Annotated in this window: 14 protein-coding genes and 1 pseudogene; 10 read left to right on the forward strand and 5 right to left on the reverse strand. The window is 44.2% G+C overall.

Annotation, left to right across the window (positions count from 1 at the left end; all coding sequences use genetic code 11):
* Together GQA99_RS19050 and GQA99_RS19055 are read left to right on the forward strand one after the other, a co-directional pair.
* A pseudogene (locus tag GQA99_RS19050) lies at positions 1-156 on the forward strand (IS630 family transposase); the annotation flags it as partial.
* Positions 157-546: 390 nt separating this feature from the next.
* Positions 547-1821, forward strand: a complete 1275-nt coding sequence (locus tag GQA99_RS19055) for a CinA family nicotinamide mononucleotide deamidase-related protein (protein ID WP_160056637.1) — start codon at positions 547-549, stop codon at positions 1819-1821.
* Between the two features lie 49 nt (positions 1822-1870).
* Here GQA99_RS19055 and GQA99_RS19060 read toward each other — a convergent pair whose 3' ends face one another.
* The 4 genes from GQA99_RS19060 to argE form a co-directional block, all read right to left on the reverse strand.
* Positions 1871-4930, reverse strand: a complete 3060-nt coding sequence (locus GQA99_RS19060; protein ID WP_160056657.1) for a DUF2339 domain-containing protein — start codon at positions 4928-4930, stop codon at positions 1871-1873.
* 187 nt (positions 4931-5117) lie between these two features.
* Positions 5118-5657 (reverse strand): YceB family lipoprotein, encoded by a 540-nt coding sequence (locus tag GQA99_RS19065; RefSeq protein ID WP_160056639.1) that lies wholly within the window; start codon positions 5655-5657, stop codon positions 5118-5120.
* Complete coding sequence (ppc, locus tag GQA99_RS19070) at positions 5654-8302, reverse strand: phosphoenolpyruvate carboxylase (RefSeq protein ID WP_160056641.1); 2649 nt, start codon at positions 8300-8302, stop codon at positions 5654-5656. The genes GQA99_RS19065 and ppc overlap by 4 nt, the downstream gene beginning before the upstream one ends.
* A 152-nt stretch (positions 8303-8454) precedes the next feature.
* Positions 8455-9606, reverse strand: a complete 1152-nt coding sequence (gene argE / locus GQA99_RS19075) for an acetylornithine deacetylase (protein WP_160056643.1) — start codon at positions 9604-9606, stop codon at positions 8455-8457.
* A gap of 263 nt (positions 9607-9869) precedes the next feature.
* Between argE and argC the strand changes: the two genes are divergently transcribed.
* The 8 genes from argC to GQA99_RS19115 all read left to right on the forward strand — a co-directional run bounded on the left by argC (position 9870) and on the right by GQA99_RS19115 (position 21441).
* Positions 9870-10850, forward strand: coding sequence for an N-acetyl-gamma-glutamyl-phosphate reductase (argC, locus tag GQA99_RS19080; RefSeq protein WP_160056645.1), 981 nt, complete (start codon positions 9870-9872; stop codon positions 10848-10850).
* A 30-nt stretch (positions 10851-10880) separates the two neighbouring features.
* Positions 10881-11660: an acetylglutamate kinase gene (gene argB, locus GQA99_RS19085; RefSeq protein WP_160056647.1), complete on the forward strand. Its 780-nt coding sequence runs from the start codon at positions 10881-10883 to the stop codon at positions 11658-11660.
* A gap of 14 nt (positions 11661-11674) precedes the next feature.
* Positions 11675-12580 (forward strand): ornithine carbamoyltransferase, encoded by a 906-nt coding sequence (locus GQA99_RS19090; RefSeq protein WP_160056649.1) that lies wholly within the window; start codon positions 11675-11677, stop codon positions 12578-12580.
* Positions 12581-12656: 76 nt separating this feature from the next.
* Entirely contained in the window at positions 12657-13880 is a 1224-nt protein-coding gene (locus GQA99_RS19095; RefSeq protein ID WP_160056651.1) for an argininosuccinate synthase, read from the forward strand.
* Between the two features lie 155 nt (positions 13881-14035).
* Positions 14036-15400: an argininosuccinate lyase gene (argH, locus tag GQA99_RS19100; protein WP_160056653.1), complete on the forward strand. Its 1365-nt coding sequence runs from the start codon at positions 14036-14038 to the stop codon at positions 15398-15400.
* 454 nt (positions 15401-15854) lie between these two features.
* Positions 15855-17534: a glucan biosynthesis protein G gene (locus GQA99_RS19105; protein WP_160056655.1), complete on the forward strand. Its 1680-nt coding sequence runs from the start codon at positions 15855-15857 to the stop codon at positions 17532-17534.
* 11 nt (positions 17535-17545) lie between these two features.
* Positions 17546-19729, forward strand: coding sequence for a glucans biosynthesis glucosyltransferase MdoH (gene mdoH, locus GQA99_RS19110; RefSeq protein WP_160056659.1), 2184 nt, complete (start codon positions 17546-17548; stop codon positions 19727-19729).
* A gap of 263 nt (positions 19730-19992) precedes the next feature.
* Positions 19993-21441 carry an MFS transporter gene (locus GQA99_RS19115; RefSeq protein WP_170293572.1) on the forward strand — a complete coding sequence of 483 codons (1449 nt, stop codon included), beginning with the start codon at positions 19993-19995 and terminating at the stop codon, positions 21439-21441.
* A 5-nt stretch (positions 21442-21446) separates the two neighbouring features.
* On the opposite strand, the gene GQA99_RS19120 is transcribed toward GQA99_RS19115, so the two are convergent.
* A complete protein-coding gene (locus GQA99_RS19120; protein ID WP_160056663.1) occupies positions 21447-22127 on the reverse strand; it encodes a sulfotransferase in 681 nt (226 codons plus the stop codon).
* Between the last annotated feature and the right edge of the window lie 381 nt (positions 22128-22508).

Below are 22508 nucleotides of genomic sequence, written 5' to 3' on the forward strand. Positions count from 1 at the left end.
TGGCAATGGCTTCGTCAAAATGAACTTGCCAATCGTTGTTTTAGTGGATATGACGATATTGTTGAACAGTGCTCAATTGCATGGAATCACTTTATTGCAGAGCCTGAAAGGGTCATTAAATTATGCTCTAGAAGCTGGACAAAACTGACCAGTTAATTAATGGAATTGGTATAATATCAATCTTGCTGCATTAGCTAAATCTGAAAAAGCGCTCGTAAACGTATGCGTTACCTCGCCTTATACCAATCCACATAATTAGGTTATCACTCAAATCGTATTTAGCGATTTTTGATTAAGACGTAGCTAAGTTTGTGTGCTGTTTTATTGGGAATGTTGTAATGGATAGGTGTCTCAATTAGATCATATTGTTTAGTTAGAATCTATTCAATGGTATTGAATAGTGTCATCAGATTCGGTATTTCAGTTGAGTCGTTGTAATCAATTCATCACTGATTCGCAATTATTATGTTATTTCAATCTATTCTCTTGCCAATCGCATATAGCTCCCCTAACTTAAGTGCCAATTGCATGAGATAAGGGTTTACGATGAAGTTAGAAATGATTTGTACAGGCGAAGAAGTGCTATCTGGTCAGATAGTGGATACCAATGCAGCTTGGGTTGCGAATACCTTGATGGAGTTAGGTATTGAGATGCAGCACCGCGTCACCGTAGGTGATCGAATGGATGACCTCGTCGCTGCATTCCAAGAGCGCAGTAAGTATGCTGATATCATTATTGTTAATGGCGGCTTGGGGCCGACTAGTGATGATATGTCTGCGCTAGCCATGGCGAAAGCTAAAGGTGAAGAGCTTGTCGAGAATGTGCAATGGCGTGAACATTTAGAAGATTGGTTTGCCCGTAATAACCGTGTAATGGCTAAGAGTAATTTGAAGCAAGCGTTGTTACCGGCTTCTGCTGTGATGGTTGATAATCCTGTCGGCACAGCATGTGGCTTTAGAGTTAAATTGAATAATGCGTGGTTATTCTTTACACCAGGTGTGCCTTTTGAATTAAAGCACATGATCACCGAACAGTTTATTCCATTTATTACTGAAGAGTTTGGGGTCCAAGAGAAGTCAGCTTTAGAAAAGTTACTCACTATTGGCCATGGTGAGTCATCCTTAGCTGATACACTGTCAGAGATCACTTTACCCGCTGGCATTGAATTAGGTTATCGCTCCTCAATGCCGCACATTGAAATCAAGATATTTGCTCGTGGTGATAGCGCTATTCGTCAGTTATCCGATGTGACAACGCAGGTTAAAGCTTTACTAGGCTGCGCTGTTGTTGCGGAAAATCGTCCGACATTAGCAGCAGAGATCCATCATCGATTATACCAGTCCGGTTTTAGCCTCAGTGTGGCAGAATCTTGTACTGGTGGCATGATCACCAGTCAATTGATCGACTTTGCGGGAAGTTCATCATATTTGCATCATGGCTTAGTGACTTACAGTAATGAGTCTAAAGTGAAGGTGCTGGGCGTTAATCCACAGATACTTGACGATCATGGTGCAGTATCTATTCAGACTGTAGAAGCTATGGCGCAAGGTGTGCGGGGTATTTTAGACAGTGATTTTGCATTAGCCACTAGCGGTATAGCGGGTCCTGAGGGAGGATCTGATGACAAACCTGTTGGAACCGTTGCCATAGCATTAGCAACTAAACACGGGGTATACAGCCAAATGGTCAAGTTACCAAAACGATCACGCCAGCTTGTAAGAAGTATGAGTACGGCAATTGCTTACGATATGCTTCGTCGTGCATTACTTGAAGAAGCTGTAATTGTTGATTATCCGTCAATACCTCGGTTTGCTAAGTAAGTTTATGTTAGCTTGCTTATCACTGTGATAAGCAAGCTAGAGTTAATCACTAGGCTGTAAGATCTTCAGGCAATTGATTGTTTTTCGCTTTTTGATAAAAGTAAGCCACCGTCAACAAAATCACCCCAATTAGAATAAATGCGACGATTTTTTGAATTAACTCAAATGACGCCATATCGACAAATATTACTTTGATACATGCAAAAGCAAATAGTAATGCCGCGAGCCTGACTAGGCTTGCTTGTTGAGGTCGTAAGCTGATAAACATCACCGCACTGGCATGTACAACTAATAGCACTGCACTCATTGGCGCAGCTATGTTGGTGTCAAATTGATAACTCCAGAATAAATAACTTATGACGAATAAAGTGTGCCAAGCCCATTTTAGTGCGGTAAGAGTGACTATTTTTTTGTGCGATCTAATACCTAACTTAGCTGTGAGTAGATATCGGGCTAATAAAGCTAGCACTCCAAGCTCTGCTAAATTAATCAGTAAGTTATTAATATTTAATGTCAGCTGTGTTTCACTGTGAATCGCAATAGGTAATATGGCACAGATAAAGATTGCCGCGTATGCCAGGCTATAACTAGGTGCTAAGGCATGCTTTAAATGTCGACCTATACGATTGCCTCTTTCGGTAATTACACTGAAATAGCCGCAAATAATTAGCGCTGTTATTGCCCATGATGGATAGAGGAGATTGGTAACAGTTTGACTCAGCACAGCTATTACTAAGGCAATATAATATGGCGCAATATGCCATTGCAGCGTGGTCATTTGCTGCCACTTCTTAGAAAATAGAGTATAACGCCAGCTAATAACCCCAATAAATGATAAACCAATCACCAATGCGATTAGCCCTTGCCACAGTTCTGCTAGGCACATTGCTGCAGTTATCATGGTTGCTAAAATCGTGAGTATTTGTGACTCATAGCGAAGGCTTTTGTGATTAACGAGGTATGCCAATCCTAAGCTTATTAGGCTGCTAATCCATAATGCGATAGCAATATAGTCTGGATAACTACGCACGATTTTAGGTAATAGCAGTAACGGTAAAGCTAAATAACAGACCAACTGAACGTAGTAAGCAAAGCGAATTAACTTGGCATCGGCATAGTATTTTTTGTACCAATAATACGCGAGCAATAGTCCAATAAAGAGCTCAATACGGGCTAACTTAGCGTTCATCGCTTGGTCTGCAAAACTCAAGCTATTGGCATCGACCATGCCAATAATCACTAATCCTAATAGCGGTAATTGCACCAACCAGGCTAACACTTCGCTAAAGCGCAGGGTGTGTTTAGCACTCATGTACAGCAGTAATAAGCTGATTAATGGCAATGTATTAAGCCAATATTGCTCAGTAATAAAGAAGCTAATGAGCAATAAGGTTACCGTATAAAGCACGCCTAGTAACTCGCGGATAAACCGCACCGCTAGGTGTTCAAATGTCATTAAATCAGCTTGATAGCGGCTAAGAAGCTGCTGTGCGGCAAAAGTCATTGCACAGGCAAGTGCCATCGATAAGCTCAATAACCCTTGATACCCTAATATGCCATTATTGGCATAATGTGGCAGGGTGAGTACATCAAATACGTTCGCAAAACTGCTGATAATACCTAATACTAGTAAGACATAAGCTTCTGCTCTAATAGGGCTAAACAGTTGTTTACAGCCAATCCACAGTAACAATAATCCCTCTAATAACAGCACTAATCCCATCAGTTCTACGCTGAGTAAAAACAGTGCGGCAAATCCCGCAAAGCTGCCGGCAAAAGCCAAAGCCAGGGCGCTGATGTCTTTATCGCGTTTAATTAGCCAATATAACAACCCACACAGCAATGCATTAAGCGCAAATAGCTCTCCAGCAAACACACTCCACTGGGTTAGGGTGTAGAGAGTAAAAACCATGAGTGCGATAGGCACTGCTAGCAATCTTGGTGTTAACGTCGATTTGATGATAAATAATAAGCTGGCAATGCTGTAGAGATAAAATAGTCCATTGACCATCAATAATGCTAAACCGGTTTGCCAATCAATGGCCGCCAACGGTAATTGAATGAATAAGCCGAGTATTTGTATACAAGCTATATGGAGTAGCGCGGTGATTTCGATGAGTATCGGCCAGGTTAATTTGTGGCTTTGTACCATTGAACAGATGCCGATAAGCATTAAATACGGTAGGTACAGTAACGGTGTTTGACCACCATCTAGTAACATCAATGGCGCAAGCGAACCACCAAGTAAGGCGACAATGGCCACCACTTTGGTGTCGAGTTTAAATGATAAACCATAACCAAAAACGGTGTTGAGTAACAGCAAACCAAAGCAGGCAACATCGGGGATAAGCTGAAAATACGGCCCTAAGAAATACAAACACAAGTAGTTAAGAATAAGCCCAAGGCCGACCAGACCTGAGCCAAAATCTTGCATGCCCGGCTTTTTTTGTCGAATAAATACACCGCCGACAATAATGCTATTTGCGACACCTAAACCTAATAACGCTTTCCCCAGCTCTGAAAACCAGTTGTTAATTGAAAACTGTAATAAGTAACCAAACCCAAGAGTCAGCGTAATGATGCCGGCAACGGTCATCAAAAATACAGGACCTAAACCTTTAGCTTGGTAATGTTGATAAAAGCTTTTTGCTTGTTCGGTTAACCCAGACAATGGTGCCAGTGCTGATGCGCTGAACTCTCCAATGGCTTCAGCTAATTGAGTGACCATAGCACTTAGCGCACTTTGTCGTGCTGGTGACTTTGTGGCTATTGATGTTTGTTGTGCTGTTATGGATGGCGTTGACGCTGAATGATGAGTGTCTAACGGTTGATGTTCCCAGGCGGAAGAAGAGTATTGAGGTATATCAGTAACAAGACTATCGCTCGTATTACTTGCTTGGTTCTCATGTACTGAAATAGGCAAATTTTCGCTAGCCAAGCTATTTTGTTGATCATCGCTATTTTGCGCTTGTACTTGCACAGCCAAAGCATCAAGTTGCTGGCTGAATTTTGCTAATTGCTGATTTACATCGGCCCGTTGTGCATCTTGTTGCGAGACCAGCTCTGCTAACTGCGCTTTTAATTTGGCTACGTCATCCACTAACGGCATCATTTATCCCATGATTACTAAGCATTCCAATATTGCCAAGTTATTGTACGTGGTTCTGATTGATTAGGAAATGCTCAGTTTTCTGATACTTGAGATATTTGAGTGTTGATAGAGGTCTGGATTTGTATGTTTGAAACAACAAAAAAGCACCCCGAGAGGTGCTTAATTTGTTACTGCGGAAATAACCTTAAAACTTCACCACTAGTTTGCCCTGTTGTACGGCAATTTCTTTGGTCATTTTAGCCATTAGTGCTTGATTACTGTCGCGAGTGTCTAAGGTGTACACTGGCTGGTTTTCAAGATAATTACGTAAAAAACCCATCAATTGCGGTGTTGCCTGGCTAATGTAACGTTCAATATCTGCCGGTTCAGACTCTACTTTAACTAAGTCTAACTGGCGCAGATAAATACTTTTCGTTTCACTGTCATACCAAGGCACGGCCTCAAACGTGGTTTTCAATTTTGCATGGATCGGCATCAGTGGGTTGTTAACGGTGATCATGGTCGCTGCTGTTACTGCCATCGTATTTGGCTTAGCGCCTAGCACAACCTGCATATCATTTAGCTTAAGTGATATACCAATTAACTTATTGCCCTGTTTCACCTCAAAATGCATGTCTTTATTAAGGTACTGCTCAATTTCAGACTCGGTGATACTGTACTGACTGGCACAGCCCGTCAGTAACAATAACAATCCAAGCCCAAGGGTTTTAACCAAGGTTATCATCCAGTGTTTCTCATTCCTGCTGCAACGCCGGCAATGGTCAGCATAAGTGCTAGCTGAACATCTGCAGACGGTTCAACTTCTCTACGTGTACGGGCTAATAGCTCGGTTTGTAAAAAGTTGAGTGGGTCAATATACGGGTTGCGCAGTTTAACAGATTCGCGATTCCACGGGGTATGCGACATTAATTCTGTTGCCTGAGTGAGTGATAATACTGCATCAATACCCAATTGCAGGCGTTGACGAAGCTTTTCGCCTAAATGGTGTAGCTCAGGTTTTACTAGGCACGACTCATAGTATTTGGCGAGATTTGGCTCAGCTTTGGTATACACCATTTCGAGCATTGAAATACGGGTTTCAAAGAATGGCCATTGTGCTTCCATTTCACGTAACAACTCTAGTTCACCGCGATCTGCCGCATCTTGTAATGCTTCGCCAGCGCCTAACCAGGCCGGAAGCATTAAACGGTTTTGCGACCAGGCAAAAATCCACGGAATAGCGCGCAAGCTTTCAATGCCACCATCAACCTTACGTTTAGCTGGACGACTGCCTAATGGCAGTTTGCCCAGTTCCACTTCTGGAGTAGCTGCGCGGAAGTAAGGCACAAAATCGGGCTCTTCGCGCACAATGCCACGGTAATGCTGTACTGACTCTTCAGCAATACGTTGCATACAATCACGCCATGCCTTTTTAGGCTCAGGCGGTGGTAATAGTGTCGCTTCCATTACCGCAGAGGTATACAACGCTAAGCTTTGTACCGCTAACTTTGGCAAGCCAAATTTAAAGCGGATCATCTCGCCTTGCTCCGTAACGCGAATACGGCCATCTACTGAACCTGGTGGTTGCGATAAAATCGCTTTATGAGCAGGTCCACCGCCACGGCCAATAGAGCCTCCGCGACCATGGAACAACATCAATTTCACTTCGGCTTTTTTACACACAGCAACTAATTGCTCTTGAGCGCGATATTGCGCCCAAGCGGCGGCCATTACACCGGCATCTTTAGCAGAGTCAGAATAGCCAATCATCACCTCTTGCATGCCTTTGGTGTAACCGCGGTACCAATCAATATTCAGTAAAGCAGTCATACATGCCGCTGCGCCTTCAAGGTCAGCTAAGGTTTCGAATAACGGTACTACGCGCATTGGATTAGTGCAGCCCGCTTCTTTTAATAGCAGCAATACAGTGAGCACATCAGAAGGTTTACTCGCCATTGAGATAACGTACGATCCCAATGCATTAGCAGGTTGCTTGGCGACTAAGTTACAGGTTCTGACGACTTCAGCAACATCGTCAGTTGGTTTCCAGTTAGCTGGAATTAACGGACGTTTACCGGTTAGCTCGCGTAATAAAAATGCTTGTTTCTCGCTTTCATCCCAATGGTTGTAGTCACCCATGCCTAAATAGCGAGTCAACTCGGCAATAACATCGCTGTGACGTGATGCATCTTGACGGATATCTAGGCGGAGCATGTGAATACCAAAACAAGCTAGGCGACGTAAAATATCTAATAATAAACCGTTAGCAATTAGCTTCATGCCGCAATCGGTTAAACTGTTATAAAGGAGCTCTAACGGCTTTAGTAAGTCGTCTTTATGCCAAATTAACTCACTGGTGTCGGTATCGGGATGTTTACCTTCAAGACGAGCATTGAGGTAGTCAATGGTGTTGCGTAATTGGCAACGTAGCTTGCGCAGCACTTCACGGTACGGTTCTTTACTGTTGTCTGTTAATGCCGTTAACTCTTCATTAGCCTGCTCCATCGAGAGCTCACCGAGCAAGGCCACGATGTCTTTAAGATACAGTCTGGCAGCTGCATGGCGATTACGGTCTAGCACTTCTTGCGTCACGGTTGAGGTTACAAACGGGTTACCGTCGCGATCGCCACCCATCCAGCTTGAAAAACGCACAGGAGAGACGCCAATCGGTAATTGTTGACCGGTTTTTTGTTCTACTTGATCGTTTAGCTGGCGTAAAAAGTCAGGAATGGCTTGCCATAAAGACGTTTCGATAGTGCTTAGGCCCCAACGCGCTTCATCGACCGGAGTTGGTCGTTCATTGCGGATTTCGTTGGTGTGCCAAATTTGCGCAATCAACTGGCGCAGGCGAAGGGTGCTTTGGCTGCGTTCACGCTCTGTGAGTTGGCTGTTTTCTTGCTCGGTTAAACAGTCCACTACAGCGGCATATTTTTGAATTAACGTGCGACGAGAAATTTCAGTTGGATGCGCCGTTAGCACTAAATCAATGTCTAGGTTTTTTAAACACGCAATCACATCTTTTTTATCTAGGTCGGTATCAAGCATGCGCCCAAGCAGTTGTTCTACTGGATCTGGCACGCACACCAATTCGTCGCAATTGCGGCTAATAGTGTGAAATTGTTCTGCGATATTGGCTAGGTTTAAAAATTGGTTGAAGGCTTTTGCAAAAGGCACCAGTTCTTCGTCTGGTAATGCGGTTAACAGTGCTAACATTTGATCGCGTGATGCTTCGTCACCCTGGCGAGATTTTTTCGCTAAAATACGAATTTGTTCTACTTTTTCTAAAAATGCGTCGCCTAAATGGTTCTGCATTGTTTCGCCCAATATCTGGCCTAAATGCCCCACATTTGATCGAAGTGACGCATACATATCTGCCGTTTGCTCTGTCATACTTACTCCCGAAAAAAGAACTATGTTGCCAATATCTCTCACATCACAATACCCAGCGTAGTAAAATTGGTCAATACGCTGGCACTGTGTTTTGTAATTTTATTTCGTAAAATTATTACATTTCGCTTTCATATTTAACTAAAATTTGACTGTTATTTAATGCAAGCGTGATAAATCATTTTCTTAATCAATTCGACCGTTGGCGTTAAGTATTCTAAGCCAATAAATTCATCTGGCTGGTGGGCCTGGTTAATACTCCCAGGACCCAGTACTAATGTTTGGCAACCAAGCTTGTTAATATAAGGCGCTTCAGTCGAATAGTTAACCACTTCAGCTTCATTGCCAGACAATTGCGCGACCAATTTGGTCCACGGATTATCTGCTTTTCCTGCAAACGATTCTGCGCCCGGGTACAAGGTACTCACACTAATGCTGCCGGGATACTCTTTACTGATGTCAGATAAGTAGTTCAGCACCATTAATTCGAGTTCGGCTAGCTCCATTCCCGGTAACGGACGAATATCCAGGTGTAAATCACAGCAACCGCAAATACGGTTAGCCGCATCGCCACCATGTATATGGCCAAAGTTCATCGTAGGGTAAGGCACTGTGAACGCATTTTCACGGTAATTTTCACTTAAATGCTGCTTAAGCTTCAGCAGTTGGCTAATCACTTTGTGCATCACTTCAATGGCATTTAAACCACGAGCTGGATCTGATGAATGACCACTGCGACCAATGACGCGGATCCCTTGCGCTAAATGACCCTTATGCATATAGACAGGCTTTAAGCTGGTGGGTTCACCAATTACTGCATAATCGGGGGCCACAGCCTTAGAATCTGCAAAGGCTTTAGCGCCGCTCATGGTGGTTTCTTCATCGGCGCTGGCAAAAATAGTCAATGGGCGCTTGAATTGATCAAGCGGCATGTCTTTTAACGCTTCAAGCACTAACGCAAAAAAACCTTTCATGTCGCAGGTGCCCAACCCATACCAGCGATTGTCTTTTTCAACCATCTCAAATGGGCTCTGGCTCCAGCGGCCTTCATCAAATGGCACAGTATCGGTATGGCCTGCGAGTAATAATCCGCCTTTTCCTTGGCCAATACGAGCGATTAAATTTTGCTTATTGCGCGAATCTTCAACCGTTGGGGTTTCACAGTCAAAACCAAGCTCACTAAACCAATTTTGCAACAAATTGATAACTGCATGGTTACTCATATCATGTTCTGCTTCGAGTGCACTGACTGACGGCGCTGCAATCAGCTGTGTAAAACAACTTTTAAGATCTGGTAGTGTGCTCATGGGTTATCCTAAAAAATTATATGTAAAATACTTATTCACATATATTGCATAATTAATATTTCGTGGTAGTCTAGCAAACAGCATTAACCGACACCATTAATTGAACGTTACAAATGAAAATAAATATGTGCTTTTTGATTGTTAAATCCACTATATCAATTATCAACGCGAACTTCCCGCGACGATAGACCCAAATTAGACGCCTCCCGTCTAAATAGGCTATGCTGACACTCTCGATAACTATCAATTAAGAAAACAAACTTATGAAAAGCATCGCAATTATTGGCGCTAGTGGATACACAGGTGCACAAATTACTTCGTTGATTAATGCCGACAGTAATCTTTCGGTTCAAGGCTTATATGTGTCGGAAAACAGTTTAGACAAAGGCCGTAAATTAGCCGATTTGTACCCTACATACAGTCACATGGCTTATACACTTTCTCCACTCACAGATGAAGCAAAACAACAAATCGTAGACCAGGCTGACGGCGTGGTACTGGCGACTGAACATTCAGTGAGTTTAGAGTTGGCGGCATGGTTTTACAAACAAGGCTTAGCGGTATTTGATCTCAGTGGGGCATACCGTTTTGCTGATGTGGCGCAATATCCAAAGTGGTACGGCTTTGAACATACTCATCCAGATGTATTAGCCGAAGCTGTTTACGGTTTAGCTGAATGGAATGCCGAGCAGATCAAACAAACCAGAATGATTGGTGTAGCAGGTTGTTACCCAACGGCGTCATTAACAGCGTTAAAACCGCTCAAACCTTTTTTAACTGAAATGTACCCAGTCATTAACGCGGTCAGTGGCGTTACAGGTGCAGGGCGTAAAGCACAGTTACACACTAATTTTTGCGAAGTCAGTCTAACGCCATACGGTGTATTAGGTCACAGACACCAACCTGAAATTGCCACTCATTTAGGCCAAGAAGTGATTTTTACGCCACATTTAGGCAACTTTAAACGCGGTATTTTGGCTACTATCACCGTGCAGTTAAAACCCGGTACGACTGAAGCCGACATTGAAAAAGCCTATAGCGTATATGACAGCTCACCTATCGTGACCGTAAAACACAACATGTTCCCTAAAGTCGATGACGTGGTGCATACACCAAATTGTCATATAGGTTGGAAATTTGATGCAAATAGCGGTTATTTAGTGGTCGCCAGTGCGATTGATAATTTAATGAAAGGTGCTGCTAGCCAAGGGCTACAGTGCATCAAAATCCATTTCGGTGTGTAATCGGTTCACATGAGTAAAGGAACAACAATAATGGCTACAAAATCAGTATTAGTGCTTAAAGTTGGCGGTGCATTACTGCAGTGCGAAATGGGCATGGCACGTTTAATGACGGCTGCAGCAGAAATGATTGCAGCAGGTCAACAGGTGTTACTCGTTCACGGCGGCGGTTGCTTAGTTGATGAGCAATTAACGGCGAATGGCAAAGAAACCATTAAGCTAGACGGTTTACGTGTAACACCAGCAGACCAAATTCCTATTGTGGTCGGCGCACTTGCCGGTACCTCAAACAAGATTTTACAAGCGGCCGCAGCCAAAGCTGGCATTGTTAGCGTAGGCATGAGTCTAGGTGACGGCAATGTGGTTAGCGCTAAAATTAAAGATGAGCGCTTAGGTTTAGTCGGTGAAGTTGAGCCAAACGACGCCACATATTTAAACTTCATTTTAAACCAGGGTTGGATGCCAATTTGCAGCTCGATTGCAATCTCTAGCCAGGGTGAAATGTTAAACGTTAACGCCGACCAGGCCGCAACGGCATTGGCAAAGTTAGTTAATGGCACCTTAGTGTTATTGTCTGACGTTTCTGGTGTGTTAGATGGCAAAGGCCAATTGATTAACAGTTTAAATAAAAGCGAAATTGAATACTTAGTTGCCCAAGGGGTGATTGAAAAAGGCATGAAAGTCAAAGTCGAAGCCGCACTAGAAGTTGCTCAATGGATGGGCAAGCCTGTGCAAGTCGCTTCATGGCGCGACGCCGAACAGTTAAAAACCTTAGTCAAAGGTGGGTCCGTAGGGACTCAAATACAACCTTAATGGAGTAGTAGTATATGCAGCACCTATTGTCGATAAAAGAGTTAACTCAATCTCAGCTTTTAGCCATTCTTGCACTGGCTAAAAAAATTAAGAATAACCCAGCTGAGTACCGTCGCGCCTTAGATGGTAAAAGCGTTGTGATGCTATTTGAAAAGCCATCACTTCGCACCCGAGTCAGCTTTGACATTGGCATTAATAAATTAGGTGGTCACTGCTTATACCTAGACCAACAAAATGGTGCATTAGGCCAACGTGAAACGGTTGCCGATTTTGCGACAAACATTTCATGCTGGGCCGATGCGATAGTGGCCAGAACCTATTCGCACACCACCATCGAGCAGCTGGCTGAACACGGTAGCGTACCGGTCATCAATGCATTGTCTGATCTGTATCACCCATGCCAGGCACTTGCGGATTTTTTAACGCTGTCAGAACAGTTTGATGATGTAAGCAAAGCTAAACTGGTTTATGTTGGTGATGGTAATAATGTCACCCATTCACTGATTTACGGCGCGGCTATTTTAGGCTTAACCATGACAGTGATTTGCCCAGAGGGGGCATTTCCTGATGCACTGATAGTGACAGAGGCGCAAGCTTTGGCACAAAAAAATGGTGGTAAGTTAACCCTAAGTGCTGACATTAATGCCATTGAAGGTCATGATGCTATTTATACCGATACTTGGATTTCAATGGGCGATGATACCCCGCTTGCTGACATTAAAGCGCGTTTTGCGCCATACCAGGTTAACAGTGAACTCATGGCCAAGGCCGGCGCTAAATACTTTATGCATTGCTTGCCTGCACACCGTGGTGTCGAAGTGACCGATGAGGTGATGGACGGCGAAGGTTCATTAATATTACACCAAGCAGAAAACCGCATGCATGCACAAAATGCAGTGTTAGTAACCTTATTAAGTTAGTCAAAAGATTAAGTCGTAATGCCAAAGGCGTTATAGCGTTTACATAAACATAAATGATTGATTGTAGGAATTGAACATGTCTAATGCAGTGAAAAAAACCGGTGTTAAAAAAGTGGTACTCGCGTACTCAGGTGGTTTAGATACTTCGGCCATTATCCCTTGGTTAAAAGAAACCTATGATGACTGTGAAATCATCGCATTTTGTGCCGACGTAGGTCAGGGCGAAGAAGAATTAGTGGGTCTAACTGAAAAGGCATTAGCCTCAGGTGCTTCTGAGTGCCATATCGTTGACCTTAAAGAAGAGTTTGTTGCCGATTACATCTACCCAACTATCGCAACGGGTGCTATTTACGAAGGTACTTATTTATTAGGTACTTCAATGGCGCGTCCAATTATTGCTAAAGCGCAAGTTGAAGTAGCACGTAAAGTGGGTGCAGATGCGGTATGTCATGGTTGTACCGGTAAAGGTAACGACCAGGTGCGTTTTGAAGGTTGTTTTGCTGCCCTTGCACCAGATTTAAAAGTCATTGCACCATGGCGTGAATGGGAAATGCGTAGCCGTGAAGACTTACTTGCATACCTTGCTGAGCGTGACATCAAAACCAGCGCATCAGCGACCAAAATTTACAGCCGCGATGCAAACGCATGGCACATTTCGCACGAAGGTGGCGAGTTAGAAGATCCATGGAACGAGCCATCAAAAGGCGTGTGGACATTAACAGTAGCACCAGAAGATGCGCCAAATGAGCCTGAATATGTATCACTAGCGATTAAAAATGGCCGTGTAACTCATGTCAATGACGAAGCATTATCGCCATACGCTGCACTCATGAAGTTAAATGACATTGCCGGTAAACACGGTGTAGGTCGTATCGACATTACCGAAAACCGTTTAGTGGGCATGAAGTCTCGTGGTTGTTATGAAACACCAGGCGGCACGGTCATGTTTGCTGGTCTGCGTGCAATTGAAGAATTGGTATTAGACAAAACCAGCCGCACCTGGCGCGAACAAATTGCCGGCCAAATGTCGCATTTAGTATACGACGGTCGTTGGTTTACGCCTTTATGTAAATCACTCATCGCCGCATCTGAATCATTAGCAGAATCTGTTAACGGTGATGTTGTGATTAAGCTATACAAAGGCCAGGCGACAGCTGTTAAAAAGCGTTCGCCAAACAGCCTATACTCAGAATCTTTTGCCACCTTTGGTGAAGATGACGTGTATGACCAGAAGCATGCTGAAGGCTTTATCCGTTTGTACTCTTTAGCAAGTCGTATTCGTGCGTTAAACACTAAATAAGGTTTACGCCAATACCATTTAAGGCGCTGCGAAGCGCCTTTCTTATAATGACTTTTGGGTAATCTAAAAGAGTCATCACAAGAAAGAAAATACTTAACACCTATATTATTGAACAGCCAGTTCTTAAAACAGTTTTCAACACAGGGGATACCGACATGGCGTTATGGGGCGGAAGATTTCAGGGCGAAACCAGTGCACTTTTTAAGTTATTTAATGACTCATTGCCAGTGGATTATCGCTTATTTGAACAAGACGTTGTCGGCTCAATTGCATGGGCAGACGCCATTGCCAGTGTGGGTATTATTAGTGCGCAAGAATGCACAGATTTAAAAGCCGCATTAAATGAATTGCTCCTCGAGGTGGGTAATGATCCACAAGCCATTATCAGCAACGGCGCAGAAGACATTCACAGTTTTGTTGAGCAAAAACTGATCGCTAAAGTGGGTGACTTAGGTAAAAAACTCCATACTGGTCGTTCACGTAACGACCAGGTCGCGACCGATTTAAAATTGTGGTGCAAAAAAGAAGGCGCGGCATTACTCGCACGTTTAGGCACTTTGCATGCAGAGTTGATAGCATTAGCTGAGCGCGAAGTTGATGCGGTTATGCCGGGATACACTCACTTACAACGTGCACAACCGGTGACATTTGGTCACTGGGCATTAGCCTATGTTGAAATGTATGAGCGCGACATTAGCCGCCTACAAGATGCACTTAATCGTGCCGATTCATGCCCGCTAGGTTCTGGCGCCTTAGCCGGTACTGCTTATCCCATTGATCGCCACGCATTAGCGTCAGCATTAAGCTTTGCTCGCCCTACCTTAAACAGCCTAGACAGCGTGTCAGACCGTGACCACGTGGTTGAGTTATGCAGCGCGGCGTCAATCAGCATGATGCACTTAAGCCGTATGGCAGAAGACTTAATTTTCTTTAACTCTGGTGAAGCTAATTTTATCTCACTAGCAGATGAAGTGACTTCTGGCTCATCACTGATGCCACAAAAGAAAAACCCAGATGCGTTAGAGCTTATCCGTGGTAAAACTGGCCGAGTGTATGGCAGCTTAATGGGTATTTTAACCACCATGAAAGCCTTGCCATTGGCGTACAACAAAGACATGCAAGAAGACAAAGAAGGCTTGTTTGACGTAGTCGACAGCTGGGCTATTTGTTTAGACATGGCGGCACTCGTTTTGTCGGGCCTTAAAGTGAATCGCCCACAAGCCTTAGTTGCAGCCCAACAAGGTTATGCTAACGCGACTGAACTTGCTGACTACCTTGTTGCTAAAGGCATGCCGTTCCGTGAAGCGCACCATGTGGTCGGTGAAGTGGTGGTGTTTGCCATTAGCCAGCAAAAGCCGATTGAAGACTTAACCGTGGCAGAGCTGCAAAAATTTGCCAAAGTGATCAGTGATGACGTGTATCCAAACCTTACCATTGAAGCGTGTTTAGAAAAGCGTGACGTATTAGGTGGCACCGCTATCAATCAAGTGCAAGCTGCAATCGCCGCTAAAAAAGCATAATCTTTTAGCGAATCAGTTTTGAATGAAGCCCTGTTGCTAAACCCAACAGGGCTTTTTGTTTGAGGAGTCATTCATTGATGTGGCTATTGATGACATTTATTTTCAATAACTTGAGCTTCAATGACGGCAAAAGGCTGTGTCGAATGCTATGCGGCTCATTTTCCTAAAAGCGCACACTGAAATCAGAATGGGCATAACAGCAAGCAGTTTGCCTTTTTTCGTAAAAGGCAGTTTAGTAGTAATCAATAACGTGATTTTTTACGTTATATTTGGATATATGATTAGATTAAAATGTTATAGGTGGTAATGGATTTTATTGATGAATACTTGTGCAATTTTTTGGCGTTCTGATATCGTTCGCGAAATAGAGCATAGGGTTGTGTACCAAGATATTTTGCCGCAATAACCGCTCTGAAACTCGCATATTAACGCTGTATTTTTTAGGTAGCCTATTATGGTTAGCTTACTGAGTTGTCGTACTTCGGTCTCATCTCACATTGTAAAAAAAGCGCTAACGCGTTTGTCGTTAGCCATGGCCGCAGGGCTTTGTTTTAATCTTGCCGCACAAGAACCTACTCCACCGATTACCACACCCACATCGCCAAGCGTGACTATACCGCTGCAAACTTATGCAGATGAACAAGCGATAGTTAAATCACCTAATAACCTGAACACAGAAACCAAAGTGCGTTTTGCCAAAACAGCTAACTTTGATTCTGATTCAGTGGTTAAAATTGCGCGTAAATTAGCGCAAAAGCCATATGTAGAACTTAAAGACCCATTACCACCAGGGTTGGCCAAAATATCTTATGATGAATATCGCGATATTCGCTTTAAGCCAGATGCCTCAATTTGGAAAGCTGAAGGCTTACCATATCAAATGCAATTATTTCATCGGGGCTTTTATTTCCAGGACTTGATTGAAATTGCCTTGGTTGAAGGTAAGCAAGCGACCCATTTAGCCTATAACTCAGAGTTCTTTACTGCGGGTGATGTGTTAAGTCAGCGCTTACCGACTCAGGATATTGGCTATTCGGGTTTACGTATTCATTACCCATTAAATACCCCTGCGTATTTTGATGAGTTAATGGTATTCCAAGGCGCGAGTTATTTCCGTGCATTAGGTAAAGGCAGCGATTATGGCTTGTCTTCAAGAGGGTTAGCGTTAAATACAGCTGAACCAGAAGGCGAAGAGTTTCCAATATTTCGTGCCTTTTGGGTTGAACGCCCAAACAGTGACAGTAACTTAATTGTGGTGCATGCGTTACTCGACAGTCCAAGCGTTGCTGGGGCATATCGATTTTCAGTGAGACCTGGCGACAACACCCATATTGATGTCGAAGCAACGTTATTTCCACGTGTGGATTTAGTTAAAGTTGGCTTAGCGCCAAGCACCAGCATGTTTTTACATTCTATGAATGGTCGTCAAAACACCGATGACTTTAGGCCAGAAGTGCATGATTCTGATGCGCTATTGATCTTAAATGGTCGCGGCGAGCGTTTATGGCGTCCGCTGGCTAATCCAAAGCAATTGCAAGTCAGTGCTTTTATGGACAACTCGCCACAAGGGTTCGGCTTAATTCAGCGTGAACGCAGTTTTGATGCGTATCAAGATCTCGAAGCTCATTATGAGCGTCGCCCAAGTTTGTGGGTTGAACCGGTCGGCAATTGGGGCGCAGGTGAGGTAGTGTTAACCGAAATTCCAACCGATTCTGAAATTCATGACAACATCGTCAGTTACTGGAAACCGAAACAACCTATTGCCGCCGGTAGCGAGTTTCATTTTACTTATCGATTAATTTGGGGCAGCGAGCCCGAAGTTGACGATGGCACAGTTATTGTGGCCCGCACAGCCAGTGGCCGCGCTGAAATCGCCAAAGCCACCCCGAGACGTTTGTTTGTTATCGACTATCAAGTGAAAGAAGGCAATAACGATGAAATCCCGGTCGCCAAAGTTCAGAGTTCAGCAGGTGTTGTAACCAATGTGGTGGTGTCTCGTCAGCCTAAAACCAATGGCTATCGTTTGGCATTTGAAATGGACCCACAAGATGCTGAATTGATTGAATTACGCGCCGAGCTTAAGTTTACTGGCCCACGAGATGTCGAAACCTGGCTTTATCGCTGGACCCTTTAAGCATGAACACGATGCAAATGGAGTTTGATACTAATGCTACCGAGCCAACATTGGTCGGTGGTGCAGCCATGCCATTAGAGCGACCAAGCCCAATGGAGCCGCAGAGTTTACGTGCGTTGTCCGAAGGCATGCCGCGTAAAAGTATTATTGCCAATGGCGTAAAGTCAGACGGATTACGTCGTCTGTTAGTGGTTGGCAGCGCGTTTATTATGTCGGTTATGGCCATTTACGAAATGGTGTCGGTATTTAATGTCGGCGGCGTAACACCGCTGGAATACATCGTTTTAGTGTTGTTTGCGGTTAACTTTTGTTGGATAGCATTGGCATTTAGTGGCGGCATTGCCGGCTTTATTATGCTCCTTAAAAAGCCTGTTGCCGAAACTGCCGAAAGCATAAAGCTGCATACCCGCACCGCGATATTAATGCCGACTTATAACGAGTCACCCGATCGCGTTTTTGCCGCGGTTGAGGTGATGGCGATGGCATTAGTTACGTCGGGCGAAAGCCATGCGTTTGACTGGTTTATATTAAGCGACACGACCGACCCCGATATTGCGTTGGCAGAAGAACAAGCATTTTTAATATTGCGCCATAAAGTGAGCAAAGATGCGCGGGTGTATTACCGCCGTCGCCGTAAAAATGATGCCCGTAAAGCCGGTAATGTGGCCGACTTTTGCAAACGCTGGGGCGCTAGATACGATCACTTGTTGGTGTTAGACGCCGACAGCTTAATGGAAACTCATACCATTGTTAGTTTGGCGAGACGGATGCAGGCAGATCCTGACGCAGGGCTTATCCAAACCATTCCTTACCTTGTCAATGGCAACACGCTTATGGCACGGTTACAACAGTTTGCGGCGCGGATTTACGGGCCAGTGATTGGTACTGGTTTGTCTTGGTGGGCGCATAAAGAAGGTAACTTTTGGGGCCACAATGCCATTATCCGCACCCAAGCTTTTATGAGCGCAGCGGGCTTACCGCATTTAGCCGGTAAACCGCCTTTTGGTGGCCATATTATGAGCCACGACTTTGTTGAGGCCGCGTTGATAAGGCGTGCGGGTTGGAGCGTAGTGATTGCCGCCGACCTTCCAGGGTCTTACGAAGAATGCCCTCCGTCTATTGTCGATTTAGCGGTGCGCGATCGCCGTTGGTGCCAGGGTAATTTGCAACACACTCGAATATTGTTTAGTAAAGGATTGCATTGGGTAAGCCGCTTACACTTACTCACTGGGATCATGGCGTATTTGTCATCGCCATTCTGGTTAATGTTAATTTTATCGGGCTTAATGCTGGCACTACAGGCACACTTTATTCGCCCAGAATATTTTACTGATCAGTTTTCGCTATTCCCCACCTGGCCAGTCATGGACTCAGACCGTGCACTACGCTTGTTTTATATCACCATGGGCATATTGTTTGGTCCAAAAATTCTAGGTGTCATACTGTTATTGAAAAATAGCACCATGAGTAAGCAGTTAGGTGGCAGAGGTAAAGCCATGATTAGCGTAATAATCGAAGTGATATTGTCGGCACTGATTGCGCCAATAATGATGCTGATCCACTGCGGTGCGGTGATGTCTATTTTAGCTGGACGCGACAGTGGTTGGTCGCCACAACGCCGTGACGACGGCAGCTTACCTTGGCTAACATTGATTTATCGTCATCGTTGGCACATGTTAATGGGTGCGTTATTAGGTTACGCCGCCGTTCTTGATTCGCTTACCTTGTTGGCGTGGATGAGCCCTGCGCTAATTGGTTTATGGCTTGCTGTGCCACTTTCTGCCATGACTGGTTCAGAACGATTTGGCTTATGGGTAAAAAGCTTAGGTATTTTGGCCACGCCAGAAGAGGTAAGCGCACCGCAACTTAGCGTAGACTCGCAAGCGCGTCGTGCCGAATATGTGCAAGCGATTGCAGAGCCATGGACTTTATATCGATTGCTGCAAGATGCAGAGCTCATGGCATTACATTTAGCCGTTATCGACAAAAAACCGCATCGTTTAGCGGGTTCAGCCGTTGAGTCGCTAGAAGCCATTACCCGAGTTAAAGTGCAAGAGGCCCAGTGCCAACACAATATAGCCAGCCTATTTACCCGCCAGGAGTTGGCGTATTTATTGGGCAATCCATTATTGCTAAAACAGTTACAAAAGCTGCCAGAACAATCGGAGTCGGAAGGGCTAGTGTCGTTTTGTTAAGTAAAAGCATTATTGATTGTTGATGTGCAAAAAGCCCTGTCGGTTTATATCGACAGGGCTTTTGTTTTTAAGGAAGCTGATATCAACATCGCGTGTACTTATGCTTACAATCACAATAGCAGATTATATGGCCAATATAGATTGTTAGCTGGGCACTTATCAGCCATAATTTTAAACACTAACGTTAACTTATGGCGTCAATCCGTGACGTAAACTCATAGCCTTAATCAATAACTTATCAATGGCGTGAATTCATTCATCTTATGGCTTTAGAACATTCGTCTAGCAGCAATAATCCTTGTTCGCGCAGTCGTGACCGACTGTCGTGGCTTCGATGCACGCTACGTCGCAGCCAGCAAGAGGCTGTTGCCTCGTCAACCATGACCGCTACCAGTGATAACTTTTTTAATGCTTATGCAATTTTTTTAGGCGCCAGTTTAGGCCAGATGGGTTGGGTAACAGGCTTGCCGCAACTATTTGGCTCATTAGCGCAGTTATTGTCAGTGTGGCTAGCGAGTCATTTTAGTCGTCGGCAATTTATTGTGGTTTGCGCCGCACTGCAAGCTGTTGTGGTACTTAGCATGGGTGCATTGGCGGCGTTTCGGCCTGAAAATGCCGTATGGCTATTTATCGGCTTAGCGGTGTTATACCAAGGGTTTATTAATTTAATTCAGCCCCATTGGCGTGCCTGGATGGGCATGATAGTGCCGCAGCGTCGCCGTGGTGCTTTTTTTGCGTCTCGTACCCGTTTAACCATGATGGCTTCGCTAAGTGTATTTTTTGTCGGTGGTGGCATATTAACGTTAACCGACTCTATACAGATGGCGTGGTTAGGCTTTAGCTTGCTGTTTTCGATTGCCGCAATGGGGCGTTTTGCTTCAGCCTGGTTGTTGTTGCAAATGCACGACCCAGAACCGCGAGCGGCCAAAGCGTCTGGGGTGTTTACCCAAACCCTATATAACTTTCGCCAGGCGTGGAAAGACAAAACCTTTCGTCATTACAGTTTATTTGTGGCGGGTATGCAGTGCATGGTGGCCATATCGGCACCGTTTTTTGCGGTATACATGCTAGAAGACCTGCACTTTACCTATTTTGAATTTGTGTTATCGAGCGTCGCCTCCATCTTTACCCAATTTATTACCTTGCGCTTTTGGGGCCGCTTTAGCGACCTGTACGGTAATCGGTTAGTGATGATGATTACCAGCTGCCTCATTCCGAGTTTACCGTTATTGTGGTTGTTCTCTGATAACTATTTATACATTCTCGCCATTCAGGCTTTTTCCGGTTTAGCCTGGAGCGGCTTTACTTTAAGTACCGCGAATTATCTTTATGATATTCGACCTTTTCGTAGTGATTTTGCTACTTACGCAGCATTACAGGCGGCATTAAGTGCCGGTTTTGTATTTATTGGTGCGATGTTGGGAGGCGTGATTGCCTCGTATGCAGAAGCGTTTTTAATCTGGACAGGTTTAAATTCTTGGTTAACCAACCCAATATTTTTAGTGTTTATGATATCGACCATCATGCGATCGCTGGTGGCATTGTGGTTTATTCCGCGATCCGTAGAACCCAAAGCGCGTCCAAGGCCTGAACTGCTTACCCTTATTTTCCGCATCCGTGGCTTTAATGCCATTTCGGGTGTCAGCCTAGACTGGCTTACCGTGGCCAAGAAAAAGCGCGCTAAAGATAACGCGCAGGATAAAGATAAGTAACGCTTTTAATCAAGGCGGTAATCAAAAAACTTACGCTTGTCAGGGCCAGAGGCATTGGCACTGATTTTATTGGGATGTTTATACTCATCCCAACTAGCCACATTACGGCCCATGTTTAACTGTGGAAAGTTTAATTGCGGAAAGCTTAACTGCGGAAAGTTTGCTTGCGACAAACTCTGCGGCAAGGGCAGGTCTATTGAATGAGGTAAACCGATAAACTGCAATAACCTTGTTAAACTGCCATCAACACTAATGTCGAGAGCGATAAAGTCATCACGACCTGCAAAGTAGTTAAACACTTGCTGCTGGTGGCGCTGATAACAAGCCGTTAAGTGGGCTTCATCTGCTACATCTTCAACCTGCCATATATCAAAGCAATGATTAAAACTGCGCTTCATCACCGGATGAAAGCGGCCATTGTCTTTGTCTAAATGCACCATCATTCGGCCAAGCAACATTTGCATCGACGGCAACCACTTATCTAATGGCCTGTCTAAATAAACAAACTTAGCGTTGGGGAATAATCTGTCAAGCTGCTGATAATCACTAAAACACGGCGCGTCAGACACCGAATCGGCCAGCATAAACGCCTGCTTGGTAAACGCCTGGTGAGCAACCGTTAATCCCTGTTCAAGTAATGCCACACTCACACTAGTGGTGCCCGTACAAGGCTTAGGAGGAGTTATTTATGTACATATATGCTATGAGTATTGATTTTAAGGGCTTCTACAATACATATGGTCCAATAACAACATGTATTATATTGGAGCGTTTATTAATAACATGAATTTTAATGTGTAATCAGTAGTCCTTCACTGCTAAAAGATTGCTTCGTGTTTAAGTTAACTTACGTGAATAAAGTAATAATAAAAATTTGTTCCAGTCACTGTAATATTCTTCAATAATGAGCTAGCTAATGATGATCGTTAGCTGCAATCCGGTATAATGAGATGGACCCACCCTTCTAATCGGCTTCATAGTGAGCCATGATAAGTTTGTACACTTTATCAACAAAGGGCGGGTCCGAATATGAAGATTACAACAATTGGTTTAGATATATCAAAAAC

The organism is Shewanella litoralis, from assembly GCF_009828585.1.
GTDB lineage: Bacteria > Pseudomonadota > Gammaproteobacteria > Enterobacterales > Shewanellaceae > Shewanella > Shewanella litoralis.

What these genes read in the sequence shown, in the direction of transcription:
- GQA99_RS19095 (WP_160056651.1), top strand. Translation starts at nt 12,657, where the DNA reads ATGTCTAATGCAGTGAAAAAAACCGGTGTTAAAAAAGTGGTACTCGCG.
- GQA99_RS19055 (WP_160056637.1), top strand. Translation starts at nt 547, where the DNA reads ATGAAGTTAGAAATGATTTGTACAGGCGAAGAAGTGCTATCTGGTCAG.
- GQA99_RS19090 (WP_160056649.1), top strand. Translation starts at nt 11,675, where the DNA reads ATGCAGCACCTATTGTCGATAAAAGAGTTAACTCAATCTCAGCTTTTA.
- GQA99_RS19060 (WP_160056657.1), bottom strand. Translation starts at nt 4,930, where the DNA reads ATGCCGTTAGTGGATGACGTAGCCAAATTAAAAGCGCAGTTAGCAGAG.
- argE (WP_160056643.1), bottom strand. Translation starts at nt 9,606, where the DNA reads ATGAGCACACTACCAGATCTTAAAAGTTGTTTTACACAGCTGATTGCA.
- GQA99_RS19105 (WP_160056655.1), top strand. Translation starts at nt 15,855, where the DNA reads ATGGTTAGCTTACTGAGTTGTCGTACTTCGGTCTCATCTCACATTGTA.
- GQA99_RS19115 (WP_170293572.1), top strand. Translation starts at nt 19,993, where the DNA reads ATGGCTTTAGAACATTCGTCTAGCAGCAATAATCCTTGTTCGCGCAGT.
- GQA99_RS19065 (WP_160056639.1), bottom strand. Translation starts at nt 5,657, where the DNA reads ATGATAACCTTGGTTAAAACCCTTGGGCTTGGATTGTTATTGTTACTG.
- mdoH (WP_160056659.1), top strand. Translation starts at nt 17,546, where the DNA reads ATGCAAATGGAGTTTGATACTAATGCTACCGAGCCAACATTGGTCGGT.
- argH (WP_160056653.1), top strand. Translation starts at nt 14,036, where the DNA reads ATGGCGTTATGGGGCGGAAGATTTCAGGGCGAAACCAGTGCACTTTTT.
- argB (WP_160056647.1), top strand. Translation starts at nt 10,881, where the DNA reads ATGGCTACAAAATCAGTATTAGTGCTTAAAGTTGGCGGTGCATTACTG.
- ppc (WP_160056641.1), bottom strand. Translation starts at nt 8,302, where the DNA reads ATGACAGAGCAAACGGCAGATATGTATGCGTCACTTCGATCAAATGTG.
- argC (WP_160056645.1), top strand. Translation starts at nt 9,870, where the DNA reads ATGAAAAGCATCGCAATTATTGGCGCTAGTGGATACACAGGTGCACAA.